The 17,268-nt window shown below is 60.2% G+C and carries 18 protein-coding genes; 5 read left to right on the top strand and 13 right to left on the bottom strand.

The window, feature by feature from the left end; genetic code table 11:
* Window positions 1–8: 8 nt before the first annotated feature.
* A complete protein-coding gene (locus BM364_RS01895) occupies window positions 9–683 on the top strand; it encodes a 4-carboxy-4-hydroxy-2-oxoadipate aldolase/oxaloacetate decarboxylase (RefSeq protein ID WP_092420166.1) in 675 nt (224 codons plus the stop codon).
* 95 nt (window positions 684–778) lie between these two features.
* On the opposite strand, the gene BM364_RS01890 is transcribed toward BM364_RS01895, so the two are convergent.
* Genes BM364_RS01890 through BM364_RS01880 form a run of 3 tightly spaced genes read right to left on the bottom strand, consistent with a single transcriptional unit; the run spans window position 779 to window position 3,664 of the window.
* Entirely contained in the window at window positions 779–2,083 is a 1,305-nt protein-coding gene (locus BM364_RS01890) for a TRAP transporter large permease (protein WP_092420163.1), read from the bottom strand.
* Window position 2,084: 1 nt separating this feature from the next.
* Entirely contained in the window at window positions 2,085–2,675 is a 591-nt protein-coding gene (locus BM364_RS01885; RefSeq protein ID WP_244542740.1) for a TRAP transporter small permease subunit, read from the bottom strand.
* Window positions 2,675–3,664, bottom strand: coding sequence for a TRAP transporter substrate-binding protein (locus BM364_RS01880; RefSeq protein ID WP_092420160.1), 990 nt, complete (start codon window positions 3,662–3,664; stop codon window positions 2,675–2,677). The genes BM364_RS01885 and BM364_RS01880 overlap by 1 nt, the downstream gene beginning before the upstream one ends.
* 270 nt (window positions 3,665–3,934) lie before the next feature.
* Between BM364_RS01880 and nac the strand changes: the two genes are divergently transcribed.
* The 4 genes from nac (at window position 3,935) to BM364_RS01860 (ending at window position 7,765) form a co-directional block, all read left to right on the top strand.
* Window positions 3,935–4,894: a nitrogen assimilation transcriptional regulator NAC gene (nac, locus tag BM364_RS01875; protein ID WP_092420157.1), complete on the top strand. Its 960-nt coding sequence runs from the start codon at window positions 3,935–3,937 to the stop codon at window positions 4,892–4,894.
* Between the two features lie 302 nt (window positions 4,895–5,196).
* Window positions 5,197–6,144 carry a 2-hydroxyacid dehydrogenase gene (locus tag BM364_RS01870; protein WP_092420154.1) on the top strand — a complete coding sequence of 316 codons (948 nt, stop codon included), beginning with the start codon at window positions 5,197–5,199 and terminating at the stop codon, window positions 6,142–6,144.
* A gap of 8 nt (window positions 6,145–6,152) precedes the next feature.
* Entirely contained in the window at window positions 6,153–7,184 is a 1,032-nt protein-coding gene (locus BM364_RS01865; RefSeq protein WP_092423751.1) for an L-idonate 5-dehydrogenase, read from the top strand.
* Window positions 7,185–7,216: 32 nt separating this feature from the next.
* The gene (locus BM364_RS01860) at window positions 7,217–7,765 is read left to right on the top strand and encodes a biotin transporter BioY (RefSeq protein WP_092420151.1); all 549 of its coding nucleotides are present in this window, start codon (window positions 7,217–7,219) and stop codon (window positions 7,763–7,765) included.
* A gap of 74 nt (window positions 7,766–7,839) precedes the next feature.
* On the opposite strand, the gene BM364_RS01855 is transcribed toward BM364_RS01860, so the two are convergent.
* The 10 genes from BM364_RS01855 to BM364_RS01810 form a co-directional block, all read right to left on the bottom strand.
* Window positions 7,840–8,337, bottom strand: a complete 498-nt coding sequence (locus tag BM364_RS01855; RefSeq protein ID WP_092420148.1) for a gluconokinase — start codon at window positions 8,335–8,337, stop codon at window positions 7,840–7,842.
* A 2-nt stretch (window positions 8,338–8,339) separates the two neighbouring features.
* Window positions 8,340–9,107 (bottom strand): SDR family oxidoreductase, encoded by a 768-nt coding sequence (locus BM364_RS01850; RefSeq protein WP_092420145.1) that lies wholly within the window; start codon window positions 9,105–9,107, stop codon window positions 8,340–8,342.
* Window positions 9,108–9,181: 74 nt separating this feature from the next.
* A complete protein-coding gene (locus BM364_RS01845; protein WP_092420142.1) occupies window positions 9,182–9,925 on the bottom strand; it encodes an SDR family oxidoreductase in 744 nt (247 codons plus the stop codon).
* 140 nt (window positions 9,926–10,065) lie between these two features.
* Window positions 10,066–10,812, bottom strand: coding sequence for an SDR family oxidoreductase (locus BM364_RS01840; RefSeq protein WP_092420139.1), 747 nt, complete (start codon window positions 10,810–10,812; stop codon window positions 10,066–10,068).
* Window positions 10,813–10,948: 136 nt separating this feature from the next.
* Window positions 10,949–11,752 carry a sugar phosphate isomerase/epimerase family protein gene (locus BM364_RS01835; RefSeq protein WP_092420136.1) on the bottom strand — a complete coding sequence of 268 codons (804 nt, stop codon included), beginning with the start codon at window positions 11,750–11,752 and terminating at the stop codon, window positions 10,949–10,951.
* Between the two features lie 81 nt (window positions 11,753–11,833).
* Entirely contained in the window at window positions 11,834–12,637 is an 804-nt protein-coding gene (locus BM364_RS01830; protein ID WP_092420133.1) for a sugar phosphate isomerase/epimerase family protein, read from the bottom strand.
* Window positions 12,638–12,692: 55 nt separating this feature from the next.
* Window positions 12,693–13,598 carry a carbohydrate ABC transporter permease gene (locus BM364_RS01825; protein ID WP_210186371.1) on the bottom strand — a complete coding sequence of 302 codons (906 nt, stop codon included), beginning with the start codon at window positions 13,596–13,598 and terminating at the stop codon, window positions 12,693–12,695.
* Between the two features lie 2 nt (window positions 13,599–13,600).
* Window positions 13,601–14,440 (bottom strand): carbohydrate ABC transporter permease, encoded by an 840-nt coding sequence (locus tag BM364_RS01820; protein WP_210186370.1) that lies wholly within the window; start codon window positions 14,438–14,440, stop codon window positions 13,601–13,603.
* A gap of 113 nt (window positions 14,441–14,553) precedes the next feature.
* Entirely contained in the window at window positions 14,554–15,849 is a 1,296-nt protein-coding gene (locus BM364_RS01815; protein WP_210186369.1) for an ABC transporter substrate-binding protein, read from the bottom strand.
* Window positions 15,850–16,057: 208 nt separating this feature from the next.
* Window positions 16,058–17,137: an ABC transporter ATP-binding protein gene (locus BM364_RS01810; protein WP_092420124.1), complete on the bottom strand. Its 1,080-nt coding sequence runs from the start codon at window positions 17,135–17,137 to the stop codon at window positions 16,058–16,060.
* Window positions 17,138–17,268 lie beyond the last annotated feature (131 nt).

Genomic DNA, 17,268 nt, shown 5'->3' with positions numbered 1-17,268 from the left:
AACTTCAGATGGTTCACGTCAAAACCAAGATCGAGCGGGCCGATGCCGCTCATGTTGCTGCACTGGCAAAGTTCGGCACTGCAACCATTCACGAAGCGCAGGGCCGCCTGGGCGCCCTCAGTTCGCGCCTCAAGCCTGTCGACCGCTCGATGTCGCTTTGCGGTACCGCCTTCACCGTCAAGTGCGCACCGCGCGACAACATCATGCTTCAGGTGGCAATTTCCTATGCCAAGCCTGGCGATGTGATCGTCGTTTCGGCTGGCGAATACGAGGAAGCAGGTTCCTTTGGCGACGTTCTGGCAAATGCCTGCCTTGCCAAGGGCATTGCCGGTCTCGTCACGGACACCGGCGTGCGCGACACCGCCGAGTTGATCAAGCTCGGCTTCCCGGTCTTTTCCCTCAGCACCTGCATCAAGGGTACGGTCAAGGAAACCATCGGCAACGTCAACGACCCGGTCGTGGTCGGTGACGAGATCATCTATCCCGGCGACATCATCCGCGGCGACGCAGATGGTCTGGTCGTGGTTCGCCGCGAGCACGCTGCCTATGCGGTCCAGAAGAGCCAGGAACGCGAAGATGCCGAAGCCGGCTATATCGCCGCCTACAAGGCCGGCAAGAGCGTGATCGAGGTCTCCAACCTTGCAGGTGTCCTTGCCGCCAAGGGCCTGACCACCGACGAGTAAGCTGGTAGCGCCGGTTTACCGGCGCTCCCTTTCATCAAGGCAAAGAAAAGGGCGGCCGTCTGGCCGCCCTTTGCTTTCTCCGCCTCTGTCGCCGTCTAGCCCAAGAGCAGGTTCGGCAGGAAGTGAACAATCCCCGGAAACACCGCGAGCAAGATGGTGAACGCCATCATGATCAGCAGATAGGGCATCGTCACGCGCGCCACAAAGCCCGTACTGCGGCCGGTAATGTTCTGGATCACCGCGAAGTTGAAGGCGACCGGGGGCGTGATCTGCGCCATTTCCACCACCAGCACGATGAAGATACCAAACCACACTTTATCGAACCCGGCAGCCTCGACGATCGGCAAAACGACCGGCAGAGTTGTCGCGATCATCGAGAAACCCTCGAGCGCGGTACCCAGGATCAGGTAAAGCAGCATCAAAGCCAGGATGAGCATGATCGGAGAAAGATTCCAGCTCTGAACCGTGCCCGCAACTGCTTCGGGAATGCCCAGGATTGCAGTGACATTGCCCAGCACCGAAGCGCCCAGGATGATGATACCCATGACCGAACAGGTCTGAACCGCACCCAGCGCGATGTCGCGGAGCGTCCGCAGGTCGAGCGCGCCTTGGCTCAGCGAAACGATGAAGGCACCGACAACACCGAGCGCTGCAGCCTCGGACGGAGTGGCGAGACCGCCATACATGGACCCCAGCACGCACAGGATCAGGAACATGGCCGGCCAAAGATCCTTAAGCGCTGAAAGGCGCTTGCGGAACGGCATGTGGCGCAGGGCGCGTTCGCTTTCGGGCACCATATCCTTGCGCAGCGAGGTGTGGATCATGATCCAGCCGCTGAAGACGAGAGCCAAGAGCACGCCCGGGATGAAACCGGCAGTGAAGAGGCGCAGCACCGATTCCTCAGCCAGAACGCCATACATGATCATAACCGTCGAGGGTGGGATCAAGAAGCCCAGCGTGCCTGCACCGGCCAGACTGCCGATCGCAACTTCGTCCGAATAGCCGCGCTTGAGCAATTCCTTGAGCGTCATGCGTCCGACGACCTGCGTGGTGGCGGCCGAGGAACCCGAGATCGCCGCGAAAATCGAGCAGCCGATGACATTGACGTGCAGCAGCCGCCCCGGCAGGAGGCCCGCCCACGGCGCAAGGCCCGAGAACAGGGCTGCCGACAGCTTGGTGCGGAACAAGAACTCGCCCATGAGCACGAACAGCGGCAATGCCACGAGATCCGGCGTGGTCAACACGTTGAAGACATATTGGGGGATCAGGCGATCGATGGGAATGGTCGTGAACAGATAACCAAGCCCGATCGCGGACGCGAGCAGAGCGATGCCGATCCAGGTCCCAACCGAAAGAAATGCGAAAAGAAGGCCAAACAGGCCACCAAAAACTGCGCCCATGTCAGCCCTCGATCTGTGTTGCGGCGCCCAGTTCAGGGTGCTCGACAGGTGCATCCATAAGGCTTGCCAGCAGTCGCAAAACCATCTGGATCGCCAGAATGATGGCGCCCACCGTCAAGGCCGCCTGCGGCATCCACAACGGTGTGAAACTGTCTTGCGAGGCTTCGCCTGAAGCAAACATGCGCATGGTCAGCTGACTCATGGTGATGGCCAGGAAGACGGTAGTTGCTGTGCCCACAAAGCACGACGCGATCTCGCAAACACGCGCATATTTACGTGCGCCGGCGCGCAGCAGCAGTTCAACGCGGATTTGCTGACCGGCGCGCAGCGTCATACCGGCACCCAGCATGAAGGCACCACCCATCAGATAGGCACTGTATTCCCAGCCGATATGAATACCGGACGGCATGGAAGGCACGAACCGGGCAAAGAATGCTACGGTGATTTCCGTGAGGATGAGCCCAGTCAACGCCAAGATACAGGCCGCCGCGAGAAAGGCGGCGACCAAGGCGATTCCGTCGGCGAGCCCATAAAGCACCGCCAACGGGTTGTTCACCTGGGCGTCGTCACGGGATGACGACAGGTTCTGCATTACCGGGATGCCTTGTACTGGTCGACGATCTCGCCGGCAGCAGGAACGCGCGAGACGAACTCGGCCTGCAATTGCTGGGCGCGGTCCACCATGGCAGCACGCAGATCATCGGGGATGGTCATAAGGGTCATGCCGTGCTCGGTCATGGTGGCGATGCTGTCGAGGTCGCCCTGGCGCGAGACTTCCCAGAACTCAGGCTCAAGACGGGCAGCGACTTCCTCGATGGCAGCCTGATTTTCCGGCGACAGGCGGTTCCAGGCATCGAGATTGACCGTCACCATGTTGGAACCCCAGGTATGATTAGTGGGGTAGATATAGTTCATGAATTCCCAGAATTTGCCATCGACGCCGGAAGTGGCCGAGGTGGCGACACCCTTGACGCGACCGGAGGCCAGAGCGGGGATCAGTTCGCCCCACGGCATGGCAACGCCCGACATCCCGAGAGCCGACACGATATCAACGGTATTCTTGTCGGCACCGCGAACCGGAATGCCGCGGAAGTCCTCGATGTCGTCGACCTCGACGTTGAGATAGACGTACTGGGCCGGCGAGGGCACCATGTAGAGGATCTTCTGGTTGTTCTGCGCTGCCAGTTCCTCGAACACGGGGCGGACGAATTCGTGATAGGCCTTGAGCTCTTCCATGGAGCTGACAAGGAACGGCACGCCTTCAACGCCGAAGAGCGGGTTTACGCCCACCTGCTGGCTGATATTGATGTCGGCCATCTCGACCAGACCATCACGCACGGCGGTCAGCTGGTCCGGGCCCTTGAAGCCGAGCGAACCGCCGGCCTTGACCGAGATGTTGACTTCGCCATCTGTGGCAGCCTTCACTTCATCGGCAAACTTCATCACATTGGTGACCATGAAGTTCGATTCCGGCAGCACGTCCGCCAGGTTGAACGTTGTCTGCGCATGCGCGACGACGCTGCTTGCTGCCATGGCAAGTCCTGCCAGCGCGGCAACCGCGTAAGCCCGATTGAAAGACATAAGAGGTCCTTTCCCTTGAAATTCCTGGAGGCCGCCAGTTTCCCTCTGCGGCTCCTCCAGGAGACAATCTCGCCTTCTGCCCACCGGGCTTTTGTTCGCCGGCGGAATTTATGAAGGTTTGGTTACGCTACAGCCCGGTGAGGAACAGCAGCAAAGAACACCTGCATCTGACGTGATCGGGAATTGTTATGTTTTATGCGAACCATCGCATACTATTGGCAAAATGGACTATGGGCTCACCCATCAGGCACAAACCGGAGGAGAGTTGCGATGGATACGAGACGTCTGCACGCGTTCGTCAAGATCATCGACATCGGCAGTTTGACGCGCGCCGCCGCAATCCTTCACATTGCCCAACCGGCCCTTAGTCAGCAGATCGTGGCGCTCGAAACCCATTTCGGCAAGCAGCTACTGGTCCGCTCCAAGCGTGGTGTCGCGCCCACGGAAGCGGGGCGCATGCTCTACAAGCACGCCCAGGTTATGCTGCGTCAGCTCGAGCAGGCCGAAACCGATATCGAGAGCACCGGTTCGACGATTTCCGGACGGGTCTCGGTGGGCCTTGCCCCCCTGAGTACGGCGACCAGTCTTGCCCTGCCTCTTCTCCAGGCCGTGCGCGAGCGCTTTCCCGGCATCGTGCTGCAGATCAACGAGAATATCGGCGGCGTGATCAGTGAGATGATCATGACCGGCAAGATGGACGTGGCCTTCATCTACGATCCCGGCGAAATCCGCGGCGTCGATTTCGAGCCGATCCTCACCGAAGACTTGTTTCTGGTTGCACCCCGCACCCTGCTCACCGAAACGGCGCTGGCCGAAGGCGAGATTTCGGTAGAAGACGTGGCGCGACTCGACCTCGTGCTTGCAACGCGCATCCATACCGTTCGCCAACTTGTCGACCTGACTTTTCGACGGGTCGGCGTCGAAACCAATGTCATTGCCGAGATCGAGTCGGTCCCAACGATCGCACGGGCCATCTGGGCCGGTCTGGGTGCCACCATCCTGCCCTGGTCCTCTGCCAACGCCATCCTTGCCGGACACGACGAGGTTGCCGTCTGCAGGATCACCAAACCCTCCATGCAGGTCAAGGTGTCGATCTGCACCTCGGATCAATTGCCGCTTTCCGAACCAGCTCAGGTGGTCAGCGACCTCTTAGGTGAGCTGGCGCACAAATTTGCTGCCGACCACCAGGAAAGAGGCGTGCGCGCCATCCCGCGCCAGAGCCGCCGCTAGCCTGTTCGGCCTGCGCAGAAGACGCCACGTTCTTCTTGGCTACTCCAACTCAGGTGCGGAGGGGGAAGAGCGCGTCATCGCCTTCTTTGACCTGCCGCCTGTCCTTTCTGGAAGCAACGTATCGCCGGTGGATCGCCGGATCACCTGAACCGGCGCTATCATAGACTTTTGCTATCGCCACATCGCATCGGGGCCAGAACCTGTCCCCCGCACAAGCTGGTATCGATATGACGGAGGGAGTGCCGTACAGCGGGTCCCGGAGCATCTAGTTATCGATAACATATATCGCGCAGGCTGTTGTCATGTCGAAACCCGAAATCCTCCAGATGGGCGCCTATCCCGCCTGGGACGTCGAGGCCCTCGAGGCCAAGTTCACTCTGCATCGCTATTTCGAAGCGGATGACAAGCAGGCCTTTATCGCCCAGCACGCACCCGCCATCCGCGGAATCGCGACCCGTGGCGAGCTTGGCGCCAATCGCGCGCTGATCGAGGCTTTGCCAAATCTGGAAGTGATCTCCGTCTATGGCGTTGGCTATGATGCGGTCGATCTTGAAACCGCCAAGGCGCGCGGCATCCGTGTGACCAACACGCCCGACGTTTTGACCAAGGATGTTGCCGACCTTGCCATTGCCATGATGTTAGCGCAGTCGCGCGCTGTGGTCACAGGCGATGCCTGGGTGCGCTCTGGCGATTGGGCAGCCAAGGGCAACCTGCCGCTTCAGCGTCGCGTCTTCGGCAAGAAGGCTGGCGTTCTCGGCCTCGGGCGGATCGGTTACGAGGTCGCTCGGCGCTTAGCCGGCTTCGACATGGACATCGCCTATTGCGATGTTGCCCCGCGTGAGTTTGCCGGGGATTGGACCTTTGTCGACAATGCACAGGCGCTCGCCGAACGCAGCGACTTCCTGTTCGTTACCCTGACCGGTGGCCCGGCCACGCGGCACGTCGTCAACCAGAGCGTCATCGAGGCGCTTGGGCCCAAGGGATCGCTAATCAACGTTTCCCGTGCCTCCAATATCGACGAGAACGCCCTGCTCGACGCTCTGGAAGCCGGCAAACTCGGCTGGGCGGCATTGGACGTTTTCGAAGGCGAGCCGAAGCTCAATCCGCGCTTCACCAAGCTCGAAAACGTCCTCCTGCAACCGCATCAGGCCTCAGCCACCGAAGAGACCCGCCGTGCCATGGGCGCGCTGGTTCTCGACAATCTTGCGGCCCATTTCGATGGCCGCCCCCTGCCAACCCCGGTTTTGTGAGCCAGCCCATGCGATCTCTCGTCATTCACTCCGCCAAGGATCTGCGGATCGAAGAACAGACCGTTGAAGATCTGGGCCCCGGTCAGGTACTGGTGCGGATCGAACGCGGCGGCATCTGTGGCTCGGACCTGCACTACTTCAACCATGGCGGCTTCGGCGCCGTGCGGCTGCGCGAACCAATGGTTCTCGGCCATGAGGTCGCGGGCCGGATCACCAAGCTTGGTGAAGGCGTTGAAAACCTCGCCATCGGCGATCTCGTTGCTGTCAGCCCATCCCGCCCCTGCGGCCGTTGCCAGTATTGTCAGGAAGGCAAGCAGAACCACTGCCTCAATATGCGCTTTTACGGCTCTGCCATGCCGTTTCCGCACATTCAGGGCGCTTTCCGCGAAGAGCTCGTTGCCGATGCATCCCAGTGCGTGGTTGCCAACGGCCTCACGGCCGGTGAAGCTGCAATTGCCGAGCCGCTCGCCGTTTGCCTTCATGCCGTGCGTCAGGCTGGCGAGGTTCTGGGCAAAAAAGTGCTGATCACCGGCAGCGGCCCGATCGGCGTTTTGACCGTTCAGGCGGCCCGACGCGCAGGTGCTGCGGAAATCGTCGTTACCGACATCACCGACCAGACACTCAAGCATGCCGAAAGAGCCGGTGCCGATCGTACGATCAACACTGGAATTGATCGATCAGCCATGGATGCATTTTCGGCCAACAAGGGCTATTTCGATATTCATTTCGAATGCTCCGGTGCCCCAGCGGCGCTCGCCAGCGGCATCAGCGCGCTGCGGCCTAAGGGCGTGGTGGTCCAGTTGGGCATGGGCGGGGACATGACGCTGCCGGTGCAGGCAATCACGGTCAAGGAACTTTCGCTCAAGGGCTCGTTCCGCTTCCACGAAGAGTTCGCCACGGCAGTCAAGCTCATGCAGGGCGGGCTGATCGACGTAAAGCCGCTCATCACCCACACCATGCCGATCGAACAGGCCCAAGCCGCGTTCTATCTGGCATCGGATCGCGAGCATGCCATGAAGGTCCAGATCGAGATGGCGTAGCCGTTTCGGTAGCATTGTTGAGGAGACATGACATGATCAACGCACGCGCCAGACGCGCCGTTTCCGAGCGCTCTTCCGACTCGCTTTTGCAATCGGCGCTGCTGGTTCTGGCCGGCACCGCCCTGCTCGCGATTTCGGCCCATATCCAAGTGCCGTTCTGGCCGGTCAAACTGTCTATGCAGAGCTTTGTCGTGCTTGCCATTGGGTTCGCCTATGGCAGCCGCCTCGGCGCTCTAACGGTCCTGACATACATTCTTGAGGGTGCGCTGGGCCTGCCCGTGTTCCAGAGCGGCGCCGGCCTCGCCTATCTGGCTGGCCCGACCGGCGGTTACCTGCTCGGCTTCGTGCTTGCGGCAGGGCTCATGGGCTATGCTGCGGAACGACTGGACCTGCGCTCGCTGCCTGCAGTGGCAGGCACGGTTCTGCTGGCCATGGTCGCCATCTACGGTCCTGGCATTGCCTGGCTCGCCGTGTTGTTCGGCGCAGAGAACGCTCTTCCCTACGGGCTTTTCCCCTTTGTCCCCGGGGAAGCACTCAAGGCCGCTCTCGCGACGGCAGCTATCATTGCCTTCCGCCGCTGAACTACGCTGCCATGAAACAAAAAGCCCGGCTTCCTTCAGGAGCCGGGCTTTTTCATCGCTGAGTGCCAGTCGCGCTATGTGTCAGCACGCCATTGTTCGACCGTCTGCAAGAGTGCGTCCATAGGCTCCCTGCCATCAAGGACGAGGACGTCGTTCTCACCCTCCGGCCGCTCCAGCGTGCGCAATTGGCTATCGAGCAGGGCTGGTGGCATATAGTGCCCGGTGCGCTCGGTCATTCGCCTTTCAAGCACCGCCCGTGGCAGATCGATCATCACGAACTGCAGATCAGGCCCTACGGCTTGTCGCAATCGATCTCGATAGATGCGGCGCAAAGCCGAGCAACTGGCGACCGCACCCTTGCCATGACCCAGAAGCGCCGAACCGATCCGGTCGAGCCAGGGCCAGCGATCGGCATCTTCGAGCGCGATGCCAGCCGCCATCTTGCGCACGCTTTCCGGCGCATGAAGCGCATCACCCTCTATAAATGGAGTGCTCCAACGGGCCGCAAGCGCTTCACCAAGCGTGGACTTGCCGCAGCCGCTGACACCCATAACGATTAGACGTATGGCCATGATCAGAGCGAGACGGTGATGCCGCCATCCACATAAAGCGTGTGGCCGTTGACGAAGCTCGAAGCATCGGAGCTGAGGAAAACTGCGGCACCGACAAGTTCTTCGACATCGCCCCAGCGGCCTGCCGGCGTACGCTTTTCCAGCCAGGAGGAAAACTCCTCGCTGTCGACCAGCGCCTGGTTGAGCGGGGTCTTGCAATATCCGGGCGCAATGGCGTTGATCTGAAGGCCGTGCTTGGCCCAATCGGTGCACATGCCGCGCGTCAGGTTACGCACCGCACCCTTTGTGGCAGTATAGGGGGCAATACCGGGGCGGGCGAGCTCAGCCTGGACCGAGGCGATATTGACGATCTTGCCCCGTCCGCGCTTGATCATGTGCCGGGCAACGGCCTGGCCCGTATAAAAAACGCTCGACACATTGGTCGCCAGCAGCTGCTCCCACCGCTCCGCCGGAAAATCCTCGAGTGGCGTGCGGAACTGCATACCGGCATTGTTGATCAATACATCGATCGGGCCGAGGCTGCGCTCGATATTCTCGACCCCTGCTGCCACATCGTCCGCCTTGGTGACGTCGAACGGGGCGGTTTCCACATCGCACCTTTCTGCGCGCAAGTCTGCAGCAGCCTTGGCGAGCTTGTCTGGATCCCGGCCATTGAGAACGACGCGAGCGCCGTATTCTGCAAGGCCTTTCGCCAGCGCCAGGCCAATCCCCTGGCTTGAACCAGTGACGAGGCAAAGCCGGTTGGAAAGATCGAAATGTCGTGCAGTCATTGCATACTCCTGAAGCCTATGCCGGCTCATCTTTTATCGATAACAACCTTGCGTCCGGCATGCGCTGATGACGATCAGCCGCGCCCGACAAAAGGCATTTGGGTCGCCATGATCGTCATGCTCAGTACATTGGCATCAAGCGGCAGCGCAGCCATATCCGCCACTGCCTTGCCGATCAGCGCGCTGTCGATTGTCGGCTCACTTGCCAAGGTGCCATTCGCCTGAAGAACACCCGAGCTCATCTTGCTCGTCATCTCGGTTCCTGCATTGCCGATATCGATCTGCCCGCAGGCGATATGGAAAGGCCGGCCGTCAAGCGCCGAAGACTTGGTCAGTCCGGTGATCGCATGCTTGGTGGCGGTATAGGGCGCTGAGTGAGGACGCGGGGTCGTAGCCGAAATCGATCCGTTGTTGATGATGCGTCCGCCTTGCGGAGACTGCGCTTTCATCTGTCGAAAGGCTGCCCGCGTGCACAAAAAGGCGCCCGTCAGGTTGGCAGCCAGAACCTGGTGCCAAAGGGCGACGTCCAGCTCATCGATGGGCACAGCGGGCGCTGACATGCCGGCATTGTTGACGAGAAGGTCGAGCCGGCCGTAACGATCGACCACTGCGCTGAACAGCGCATCGACCTGATCGGACTGTCCGATATCGGATGAATAAACAAAAACGTCGCCGCCCAGCTCAGCCGCGGCTGAATCCAAAACGTCCTGCCGGCGCCCCGTGATTGCTACGCTGAAACCCGACCCCAACAGGGCTCGGGTGATGGCCTTACCGACCCCAGTGCCCCCGCCGGTGACGATTGCGACTTTATTGCTCATGGCCAATGCCTTTCTCGCGCCAAAGCGGCAGCGGCAACTCCTTGAAGGGTCGCACGCTGTCCAATGGGCACATCATGGCACAACGGGTTCTGCATGCGCAGGGCAGATGCATCGGCATCAAGCCTGCCATTCGTCCGGCCTTAAATCTCGCCGGGACGAGCAGTCTGCAGACCACCCATCACCTGCAGAGTGGGCGTGATTTCCATATGGCCGACATTCATCGACACCGGAGCTGCCACCACAAAAGCGATCGCATCGGCAATATCGGAAGCGTAGGGCAGTTCGAAGCCCTCGATAAACCGCTCGCGGATGCTCGGATCGTCGCCATGAACATGGTTGAAGATATCTGTGGCAACGCGGCCCGGGCAAATTTCGGTGACCCGCACGCGCTTGCCGAACGTGTCGATCCTTAGCTGGTTGGACAGCATGGCAACGCCGGCTTTGGTGGCGTGATAAGAGGAATTGCCGCCAAAGTTATAGTTGCCGGCGATCGAAGTGATGTTGATCACATGGCCTCGATCACGCGCCACCATGCCAGGCACCACGAGGCGGCAGATATGCATGACTGCACGCAGGTTCACATCCACAAGAAGGTCGATGTCTTCGGGATCGGCATTGAGGAACTTCTTAGGGCGGTCGACGCCCGCATTGTTCACCAACACATCGAATTCGTGCTCGCTTGCAAGAGCAGCGATCGCCTCGCGGTTGGTCACATCGATGGCATGCGGTATGCAGCCGGTCTTTTGCGCCAGTTCCTCAAGCGCGCCAGCACTGCGGGCCAGTGCGTGCACCTCAATGTTTTCACGGCAAAAGCGCTCGACGATGGCGGCGCCGATGCCAGAGGATGCGCCGGTCACAAGGGCTTTTTTATAGTCGGAAAATGGCATGGATATCCCCTAGATGTTGGCCAAAGCCTAGTGCAGCGCCGCGCGCGCGCCTAAGACCGTTTGGTATTGGTGTGATAAAGAGTTGTTATGGGCATGCGGCGCCCGGTAGCCTCGGCGCCGCATCTTGACCCTCGGCTCAGAGCCAGGTCTTGAGCTGGTTTACGGAGGTGGGGAAATCGTCGATATGGTGGGGCTTCGTCGCCGCTTCGAGCACCAGCGTGCCGGTATAGCCATCAGCCTTGAGTGCTTCGACCTGGCCCTTGACGTCGGTTACGCCTTCACCGTAGCGCTTCCAGATCATTTCGCCGTTTTCGATCGCGCCGTCCTTGAGGTGGACGTTGCGGATATAGGGCTTGAGCTTGTCATAGCCAGCACGGAAATGGGCCTGCTCGGCCTCATAAAGGTTGCCCGTATCCCAGACATAACCGAATGCCTCGCGGTTCACTGCTTCGAGAAGGTTAAGGCAGTCATCGCTTGTGTCGGCCCAGCTTCCGGGCAGGTTTTCGAGCTGCACGGTGAAGCCGCGCTCTGCCGCAATGTCGACGGCCGCCCCAAGAATATCGACCACCCGGTCGAACTCGCCGTCCTGGGCCACAGCCGAACGAGTGGGCGCGAAGACGATCATGGTGTTGACGCCGACCGTTTCGGCCAGTTCAAGGCTCATCGGAAGCAGGTATTTGGTGTGCAGCACCATCAGATCGCTATCGAGACCCGCCTTGAAGAGACCAGGCGAAGCGGCGGTGTAGGTTATGCCATAGTCTTTGCCCAGGCTCTTGAGACGCTCCCAGGATTCAGCATCGTACGCTGGGAAGCGGCGGCTCTCGACGAGGCGCAGCTCAAAGTGATTGATCCCTGCATCGGCGGCGCGCTTGAAGATCTTGGGCAGCGAATCCGCCGAGGCGTCGGGAAACACTTCATTGGTTACAGCTGTGACGATCATGGTCTGTCTCCTGGATTTTTCGATGAGCCGCCAGCCCCACTCTCAGTGGTGGCGGGCGGATGAGAGGCGGAATCGATCGCGCTAAAGCAGCGACCGCAGGTATCGGAGCGAATTGGGGAAGTCTTCATCGGTCTGAGGCTCGCATTTGGCCTCGACTGTGAGCGTGCCTTCGTAGCCGTCCGCCTTGAGCGTTTCGATCTGACCCTTGATGTCGGTCAATCCCTCGCCGAACTGCTGCCAGATCATGCGGCCGTTCTCCACCCGGCCGTCCTTGAGGTGGACATTGCGGATGAAAGGCTTGAGCTTGCGGTATCCAGGGCGGAAGTCACCCGGCTCGGCCTCATAGAGGTTTCCGACATCCCAGATATAGCCGAAGGCGGGATGGTCCACGGCTTCAAGAAGAGCAAGGCAGCTGTCGGCCGTATCTGCCCAGGTGTGGGGCAGGTTTTCAAGCTGCAGGGTGAAACCACGAGCAGCGGCCTGTTCCGCCGTTTGGCGCAGCAGATCGACAACCTGACCAAAGGCGTCTGCGCCATCGCGCGCATCCCGCAACACGCCAAAGGTGACGAGTGTGTTCACTCCGATGCGCTCGGCCATGTCCATGCTCATGGCCGCCAAGTGGTTGCGATGGGCCAGCATCAGATCGCTGTGCAACGTGGTCTTGAACAGGCCCGGCGAGACGCTTGTGTAGGTGATGCCGAATTCCTTGGAATAGTGCAGCAGGCGATCCCAAGCCTCCGACTCCACGATAGGAAAACGCTTGGCTTCCACCATGCGGATCTCGAACGTGCTGACGCCCTGCTCGGCGGCGGTCCGGAAGATGCGGGGGAAAGCGTCGTGAGAGCGGTCGGGGAGCACTTCATCGGTAACGGTAGACAAAATCATATCGAGCACAATCCTGTTGGGGTTGCGTTGGAAAAGGCTGCGGAGTGGGAAGGCGCTATCCCTTGATTGCGCCCGAGGTGATGCCGCGAACCAGCGAATTCTGCAGCAGCAGATAAACGATCAGGCTTGGGACGAGCGCTAGAAAGGCGCCGGCCAGGAGCACGCCCGTGCCTACCTGGACGTCGGCTCGCAAGCTCGCCAGGGCCACCGTGATCATATAGTCCGATGTCCGGTTGGCCGCGATGATGGGCAGCAGGTACTGATCCCAGATACCGATGAAGCCGAAGATGGCAACGACGCCAAGTGCGGGCTTGCACATGGGCAGGATGATCTCGACCAGGATGCGCATCTCGCCGGCCCCATCTATCGTCGCCGCTTCGACGATTTCGTCAGGAATATCGCGCATGAAGGCAGCCATGACGAGGATCGAGAAGGCAGAGGCCGCAACCGGCAAGATGATGGCAAATATCGTGCCGCGCAGGCTGATGCCAACGAGCGGCAGATCCCCGAGAACCACGGCGAGCGGCACAGCCACCACTTCTTCGGGCAGCATCATGGTAGCAAGGAAAATGCCGAGCACGATGGCTTGCCCCCGGAACTTGCGCCGAGCCAACGCGTAGCCGGCCGTCACCGCCACGGTGATCTGTAAAAGCAGGCCGAACCCGGCGATCATCAGCGAGTTCCAGAAAAAGCCCCAGATGCCGCGATGCGTGGCGACTTCGAAGTTCTCGAGGCTGGGATTGGTCGGAAAGAGCGTCAGACGAGTGGGGTCAGGGTTAAGGTCGAAAGCGCCGGCGATAATGGTCATGATCGGACCGGCAAAGACAAACAGGATGATCGCGCAGACTGCCGCGCGCAGCAGCATGATCGTGGGCTTGCGCGGCTGCCAGCCCAACGCCGTATCGAAACTGCTGGAGCTGACCTGGCTGCGTGCAGGGCGAAGGCGTTTGGTTGTGCTCATGGTCATTTCTCCGCACGCTTGCGGGTGATCAACAGGGCAAGCGCGGTCAAGGCCACACTCGCAAGCAGCAGCAGGATCGAGCCCGCGGCAGCGATGCCCATCTGATTGCGCTCAAACCCGAGGGAATAGATGCGTGTCATCCAGACATCGGTTGCGCCGGCTGGTCCGCCACCGGTCAATACCCACACATCGGTGAAGACGCGCAAACTGCGAACGGCGGCAAGCACTAGCACAATGGTCATGGCCGGGCGCAGGGCCGGCAGCGTGACATACCAGAGCCGGTGGCGCAGCTTGGCCCCATCGATGGCGGACGCCTCGTAAAGCGAGCGATCAACACCCGCAAGACCGGCAAGGAAGATGACCATGTTGTAGGGCGCACCCTGCCAGATACCTACGGCCATGATCGAATAGAGTGCCACGCCGGGATCTTCGAGCCAGCGCACCGGGTCGAGCCCTACCGTGCCGATCATCGAATTGAGAAAGCCGTTGGGCGCAGGAAAATAGATGATGCGCCAGACTTCACCGATCACGGCGGTGGCAGTGACCACCGGCAGAAAGGCTGCAGTGCGCACGAACCACAGGGTTTTGCTGGCGCCTTCGAGCAGAAGCGCAAGAACCAATCCACCTATCACCGCGCCAATCGACTGGCCGAAGCCCAAGATCAGCGTATGGATGATTGCGTCATGGAAACGTGGATCGTTGATCACCGCTATGTAGTTGGACCAGCCGATCCACTCGTTGCCCAGAAACGGACGGACGCGCTGGAAGCTCATCTGGATGCCCTGGAACATCGGGATGAACTTGAAATAAAGGAAAAGAAGCAGCGCCGGCAGCAGGAACAACCAGACCGACCACCATCGGGACTGGGGCCTGCTCCGCCGGCGTTGAGTGCCGGCGGACGGGCGGGATGCCGCATTTTGAACCAAAGGCGTCATGGCCTCGCCCGCCTGCTGGGTCATTGCAGTGCGTCTTGCATCGAGAGTTCATCGGCAATGCGACCGGCAAGGCCGTCGAGACTGCCCTGAATGTCACCCGTACACTGCGAGAACATCGCCTGGAACGTTTCAGCGATATCGAGTCGCGCCGTAGTGAAGTCGATATCTGAAGGCATCAGCTCGGAGTCCTCGAGCTGTTCGGCCACAACGGTCCAGCGTTCGTCGCCGTAGATTTCGGCAGCGTCGAGCGTGGTGTTGACGGGCAGCCGCACCACGGGCTGGCCGGGGGCCGTCATGCCGAGGGTCTGGGCTTCCGGGCTGATCAGGAACTCGGCTAGCGCCTTCTGCTCCTCGGGCATCGAACTCGTCGCACCGAAATAGATGCTGGTACGCTCGGTCAGCGTGGTCTTGCCGCCGGGACCGGCTGGAGCGATGACGACTTCATACTTGTCCTTGCCCGGTGCGCGGTCGAAATTGGCAAAGGCATAGGGGCCGGTCTGATAGATGCCGGCATGATTTTCGGCAAAGAATGGCGTTGCACTGGCATTGGTAAGGGCACCAGGCTGAACAAGACTGGGCGAACCGCAGAACAGGTTCTGGATCCACTCGACCGCTGCGACGCTTTCCGGAGAATTGACGGTCACCGCATATTTGCCGTCAGCGCCTTCAACGAATGAACCGCCGCGCTGCATCATGTAGGACGAGAGCCACCAGGTGAAGAAGCCACGATCCGTGGTGCCCGGCACAGCCATGCCGTAGGTATCGGCATCGACACCACTTCCGTCGGGATCTTGGGTCGCAAAGGCAGTAGCAAGGGCAATCAGTTCGTCATGAGTCTGCGGAACCTCAAAGCCCAGCTTCTTGCGCCAGTCGGAGCGAATGAACGTGATCTGGGCGTGCTGGCTGAAAGGAACGCCGTAATAGGCGCCATCTGCCATGCGCACCGAGTCCCAGGAGGCTTCGCTCAGCTGGTCATGTCCGCTGATGTCCTCTGGCACGATGGGGAGGACCATTCCGGCAGTGGCATAGGCAGCCATGCTGGCCTGATCATAAATCAGCACGTCGGGCAGATCGCGAGCAGCGGCGCGCGCCTGCAGCTGCGTTTCGAATTCAACGGTGGCGAGATATTCCACCGGAATGCCGGTCTTTTCAGTGAAGGCTTCGAAAACGGCCTTATAGGTTTCGGCCGCTTGCGGACCACTGCGCGACCAGACTTCCAACGCTTCCTGCGCGATGGATGTCGAGCTGCACAGCATGGCTGCCAGGGCAGCACCCCCCCATATGGACCGGCGGGACTGGGCTGGATTCTTGGACAAATGTTCCTCCATTGTCGCTTGCGCAGGACCCCCTCGGTCAGTTGCGCATTCCCTCATCAAGGCAAGACTGGCACTGTCATAGTCCCATCACAAAGACTATGTCGGTCTGTAGCGATAGCTGTCCGTTATGGATCAGAAGATGATCCAGAACAAACGGTTATGGGCAGCGCCAAGGCTGCCCGGAAGGTGCTGTCGATAGGGAGCGAGCTCAGGCGAGCAGCGCCAGCCCTTCTTCGTTGAACAGGATGGCCTTGCTGCTTTCAAACGAAAGGCGGATCGAGCAACCGATCTCGATTGGCCGGTCCCCATCAAGAACAGCGAGGATGGGTCCACCCGATCCCACGTCGCCATTGACGATGGTTTCGCTGCCGAGCCGCTCGACAACCGAAACGGCGCACTGGATTGCACCGCCCTCGGCCAGTTGCAGATCCTGGGGTCGGACGCCAAGGGTCAACTGTTCCCCGAGGCGTGTCTTGTCAGGCGCGGCAGGCACGTCGATCTCTGAGAGATCGGAGAATTTCACCCGGACCGTGCCGGCGCCGGTTCCCACCACCTCAACCGGAATGAAGTTCATTTTGGGACTGCCGATGAAACCCGCTACGAAACGATTTGCGGGACGCTGGTAGAGTTCGATCGGAGTGCCGACCTGCTGCACCACGCCACCATTGAGCACCACGATTTTGTCGGCCAGGGTCATCGCCTCGACCTGATCATGGGTCACATAGACCATGGTGGCGCCCAGATCGCGGTGAAGCTTGGCAAGCTCCATGCGCGTATCGACCCGCAAGGCGGCGTCGAGGTTGGACAGGGGCTCGTCGAAGAGAAAGACCTGAGGTTCCCGGACGATAGCGCGTCCAATCGCGACACGCTGGCGCTGACCGCCCGACAGTTGGGCGGGCTTGCGCTCAAGCAGATGCTCCATCTGCAGGATGCGCGCCGCATTCCGGATCTTGGCGTCGCGCACATCGCGCGCCACTCCCGTCACCTTCATGTTGAAGCCTATATTGTCGTAGACGCTCATGTGCGGATAAAGCGCGTAGGACTGGAACACCATGGCAATCCCGCGATCGCCGGGGTGAACATCGTTGCACAACTCATCCCCGATCCAGAGTTCGCCGCTGGTAATGGTTTCCAATCCGGCAATCATGCGCAAAAGAGTGGATTTGCCGCATCCGGAAGGCCCCACGAACACAACAAACTCGCCGTGCTCGATGTCCAGATCGATGCCCGTAATGACGTCGGTCTGGTTGAAAGACTTGTAGACGTCCTTAAGCGTCAGACTTGCCAAGCTCGGTCTCCTCTAATTCGTTCCCATGTCGAGCTAGCCACATTGCAGGCCGCGAGGCCAAGAACGTATGGTTCTGACGAGATATTGCTTGGCGATGACCAACGCTGTCCTCGAACACCAAGTTGAGGGTG

The sequence above is a fragment of the Devosia crocina genome (genome assembly GCF_900116545.1).
Classification (GTDB): Bacteria; Pseudomonadota; Alphaproteobacteria; order Rhizobiales; family Devosiaceae; genus Devosia; species Devosia crocina.
This window is presented reverse-complemented; position numbering and strand designations above follow the sequence as displayed.

Excerpts from the sequence above, each read along its gene's own strand:
- BM364_RS01895 (WP_092420166.1), top strand. The coding sequence starts at position 9 with ATGGTTCACGTCAAAACCAAGATCGAGCGGGCCGATGCCGCTCATGTT.
- BM364_RS01890 (WP_092420163.1), bottom strand. The coding sequence starts at position 2,083 with ATGGGCGCAGTTTTTGGTGGCCTGTTTGGCCTTCTTTTCGCATTTCTT.
- BM364_RS01885 (WP_244542740.1), bottom strand. The coding sequence starts at position 2,675 with ATGCAGAACCTGTCGTCATCCCGTGACGACGCCCAGGTGAACAACCCG.
- BM364_RS01880 (WP_092420160.1), bottom strand. The coding sequence starts at position 3,664 with ATGTCTTTCAATCGGGCTTACGCGGTTGCCGCGCTGGCAGGACTTGCC.
- nac (WP_092420157.1), top strand. The coding sequence starts at position 3,935 with ATGGATACGAGACGTCTGCACGCGTTCGTCAAGATCATCGACATCGGC.
- BM364_RS01870 (WP_092420154.1), top strand. The coding sequence starts at position 5,197 with ATGTCGAAACCCGAAATCCTCCAGATGGGCGCCTATCCCGCCTGGGAC.
- BM364_RS01865 (WP_092423751.1), top strand. The coding sequence starts at position 6,153 with ATGCGATCTCTCGTCATTCACTCCGCCAAGGATCTGCGGATCGAAGAA.
- BM364_RS01860 (WP_092420151.1), top strand. The coding sequence starts at position 7,217 with ATGATCAACGCACGCGCCAGACGCGCCGTTTCCGAGCGCTCTTCCGAC.
- BM364_RS01855 (WP_092420148.1), bottom strand. The coding sequence starts at position 8,337 with ATGGCCATACGTCTAATCGTTATGGGTGTCAGCGGCTGCGGCAAGTCC.
- BM364_RS01850 (WP_092420145.1), bottom strand. The coding sequence starts at position 9,107 with ATGACTGCACGACATTTCGATCTTTCCAACCGGCTTTGCCTCGTCACT.
- BM364_RS01845 (WP_092420142.1), bottom strand. The coding sequence starts at position 9,925 with ATGAGCAATAAAGTCGCAATCGTCACCGGCGGGGGCACTGGGGTCGGT.
- BM364_RS01840 (WP_092420139.1), bottom strand. The coding sequence starts at position 10,812 with ATGCCATTTTCCGACTATAAAAAAGCCCTTGTGACCGGCGCATCCTCT.
- BM364_RS01835 (WP_092420136.1), bottom strand. The coding sequence starts at position 11,752 with ATGATCGTCACAGCTGTAACCAATGAAGTGTTTCCCGACGCCTCGGCG.
- BM364_RS01830 (WP_092420133.1), bottom strand. The coding sequence starts at position 12,637 with ATGATTTTGTCTACCGTTACCGATGAAGTGCTCCCCGACCGCTCTCAC.
- BM364_RS01825 (WP_210186371.1), bottom strand. The coding sequence starts at position 13,598 with ATGAGCACAACCAAACGCCTTCGCCCTGCACGCAGCCAGGTCAGCTCC.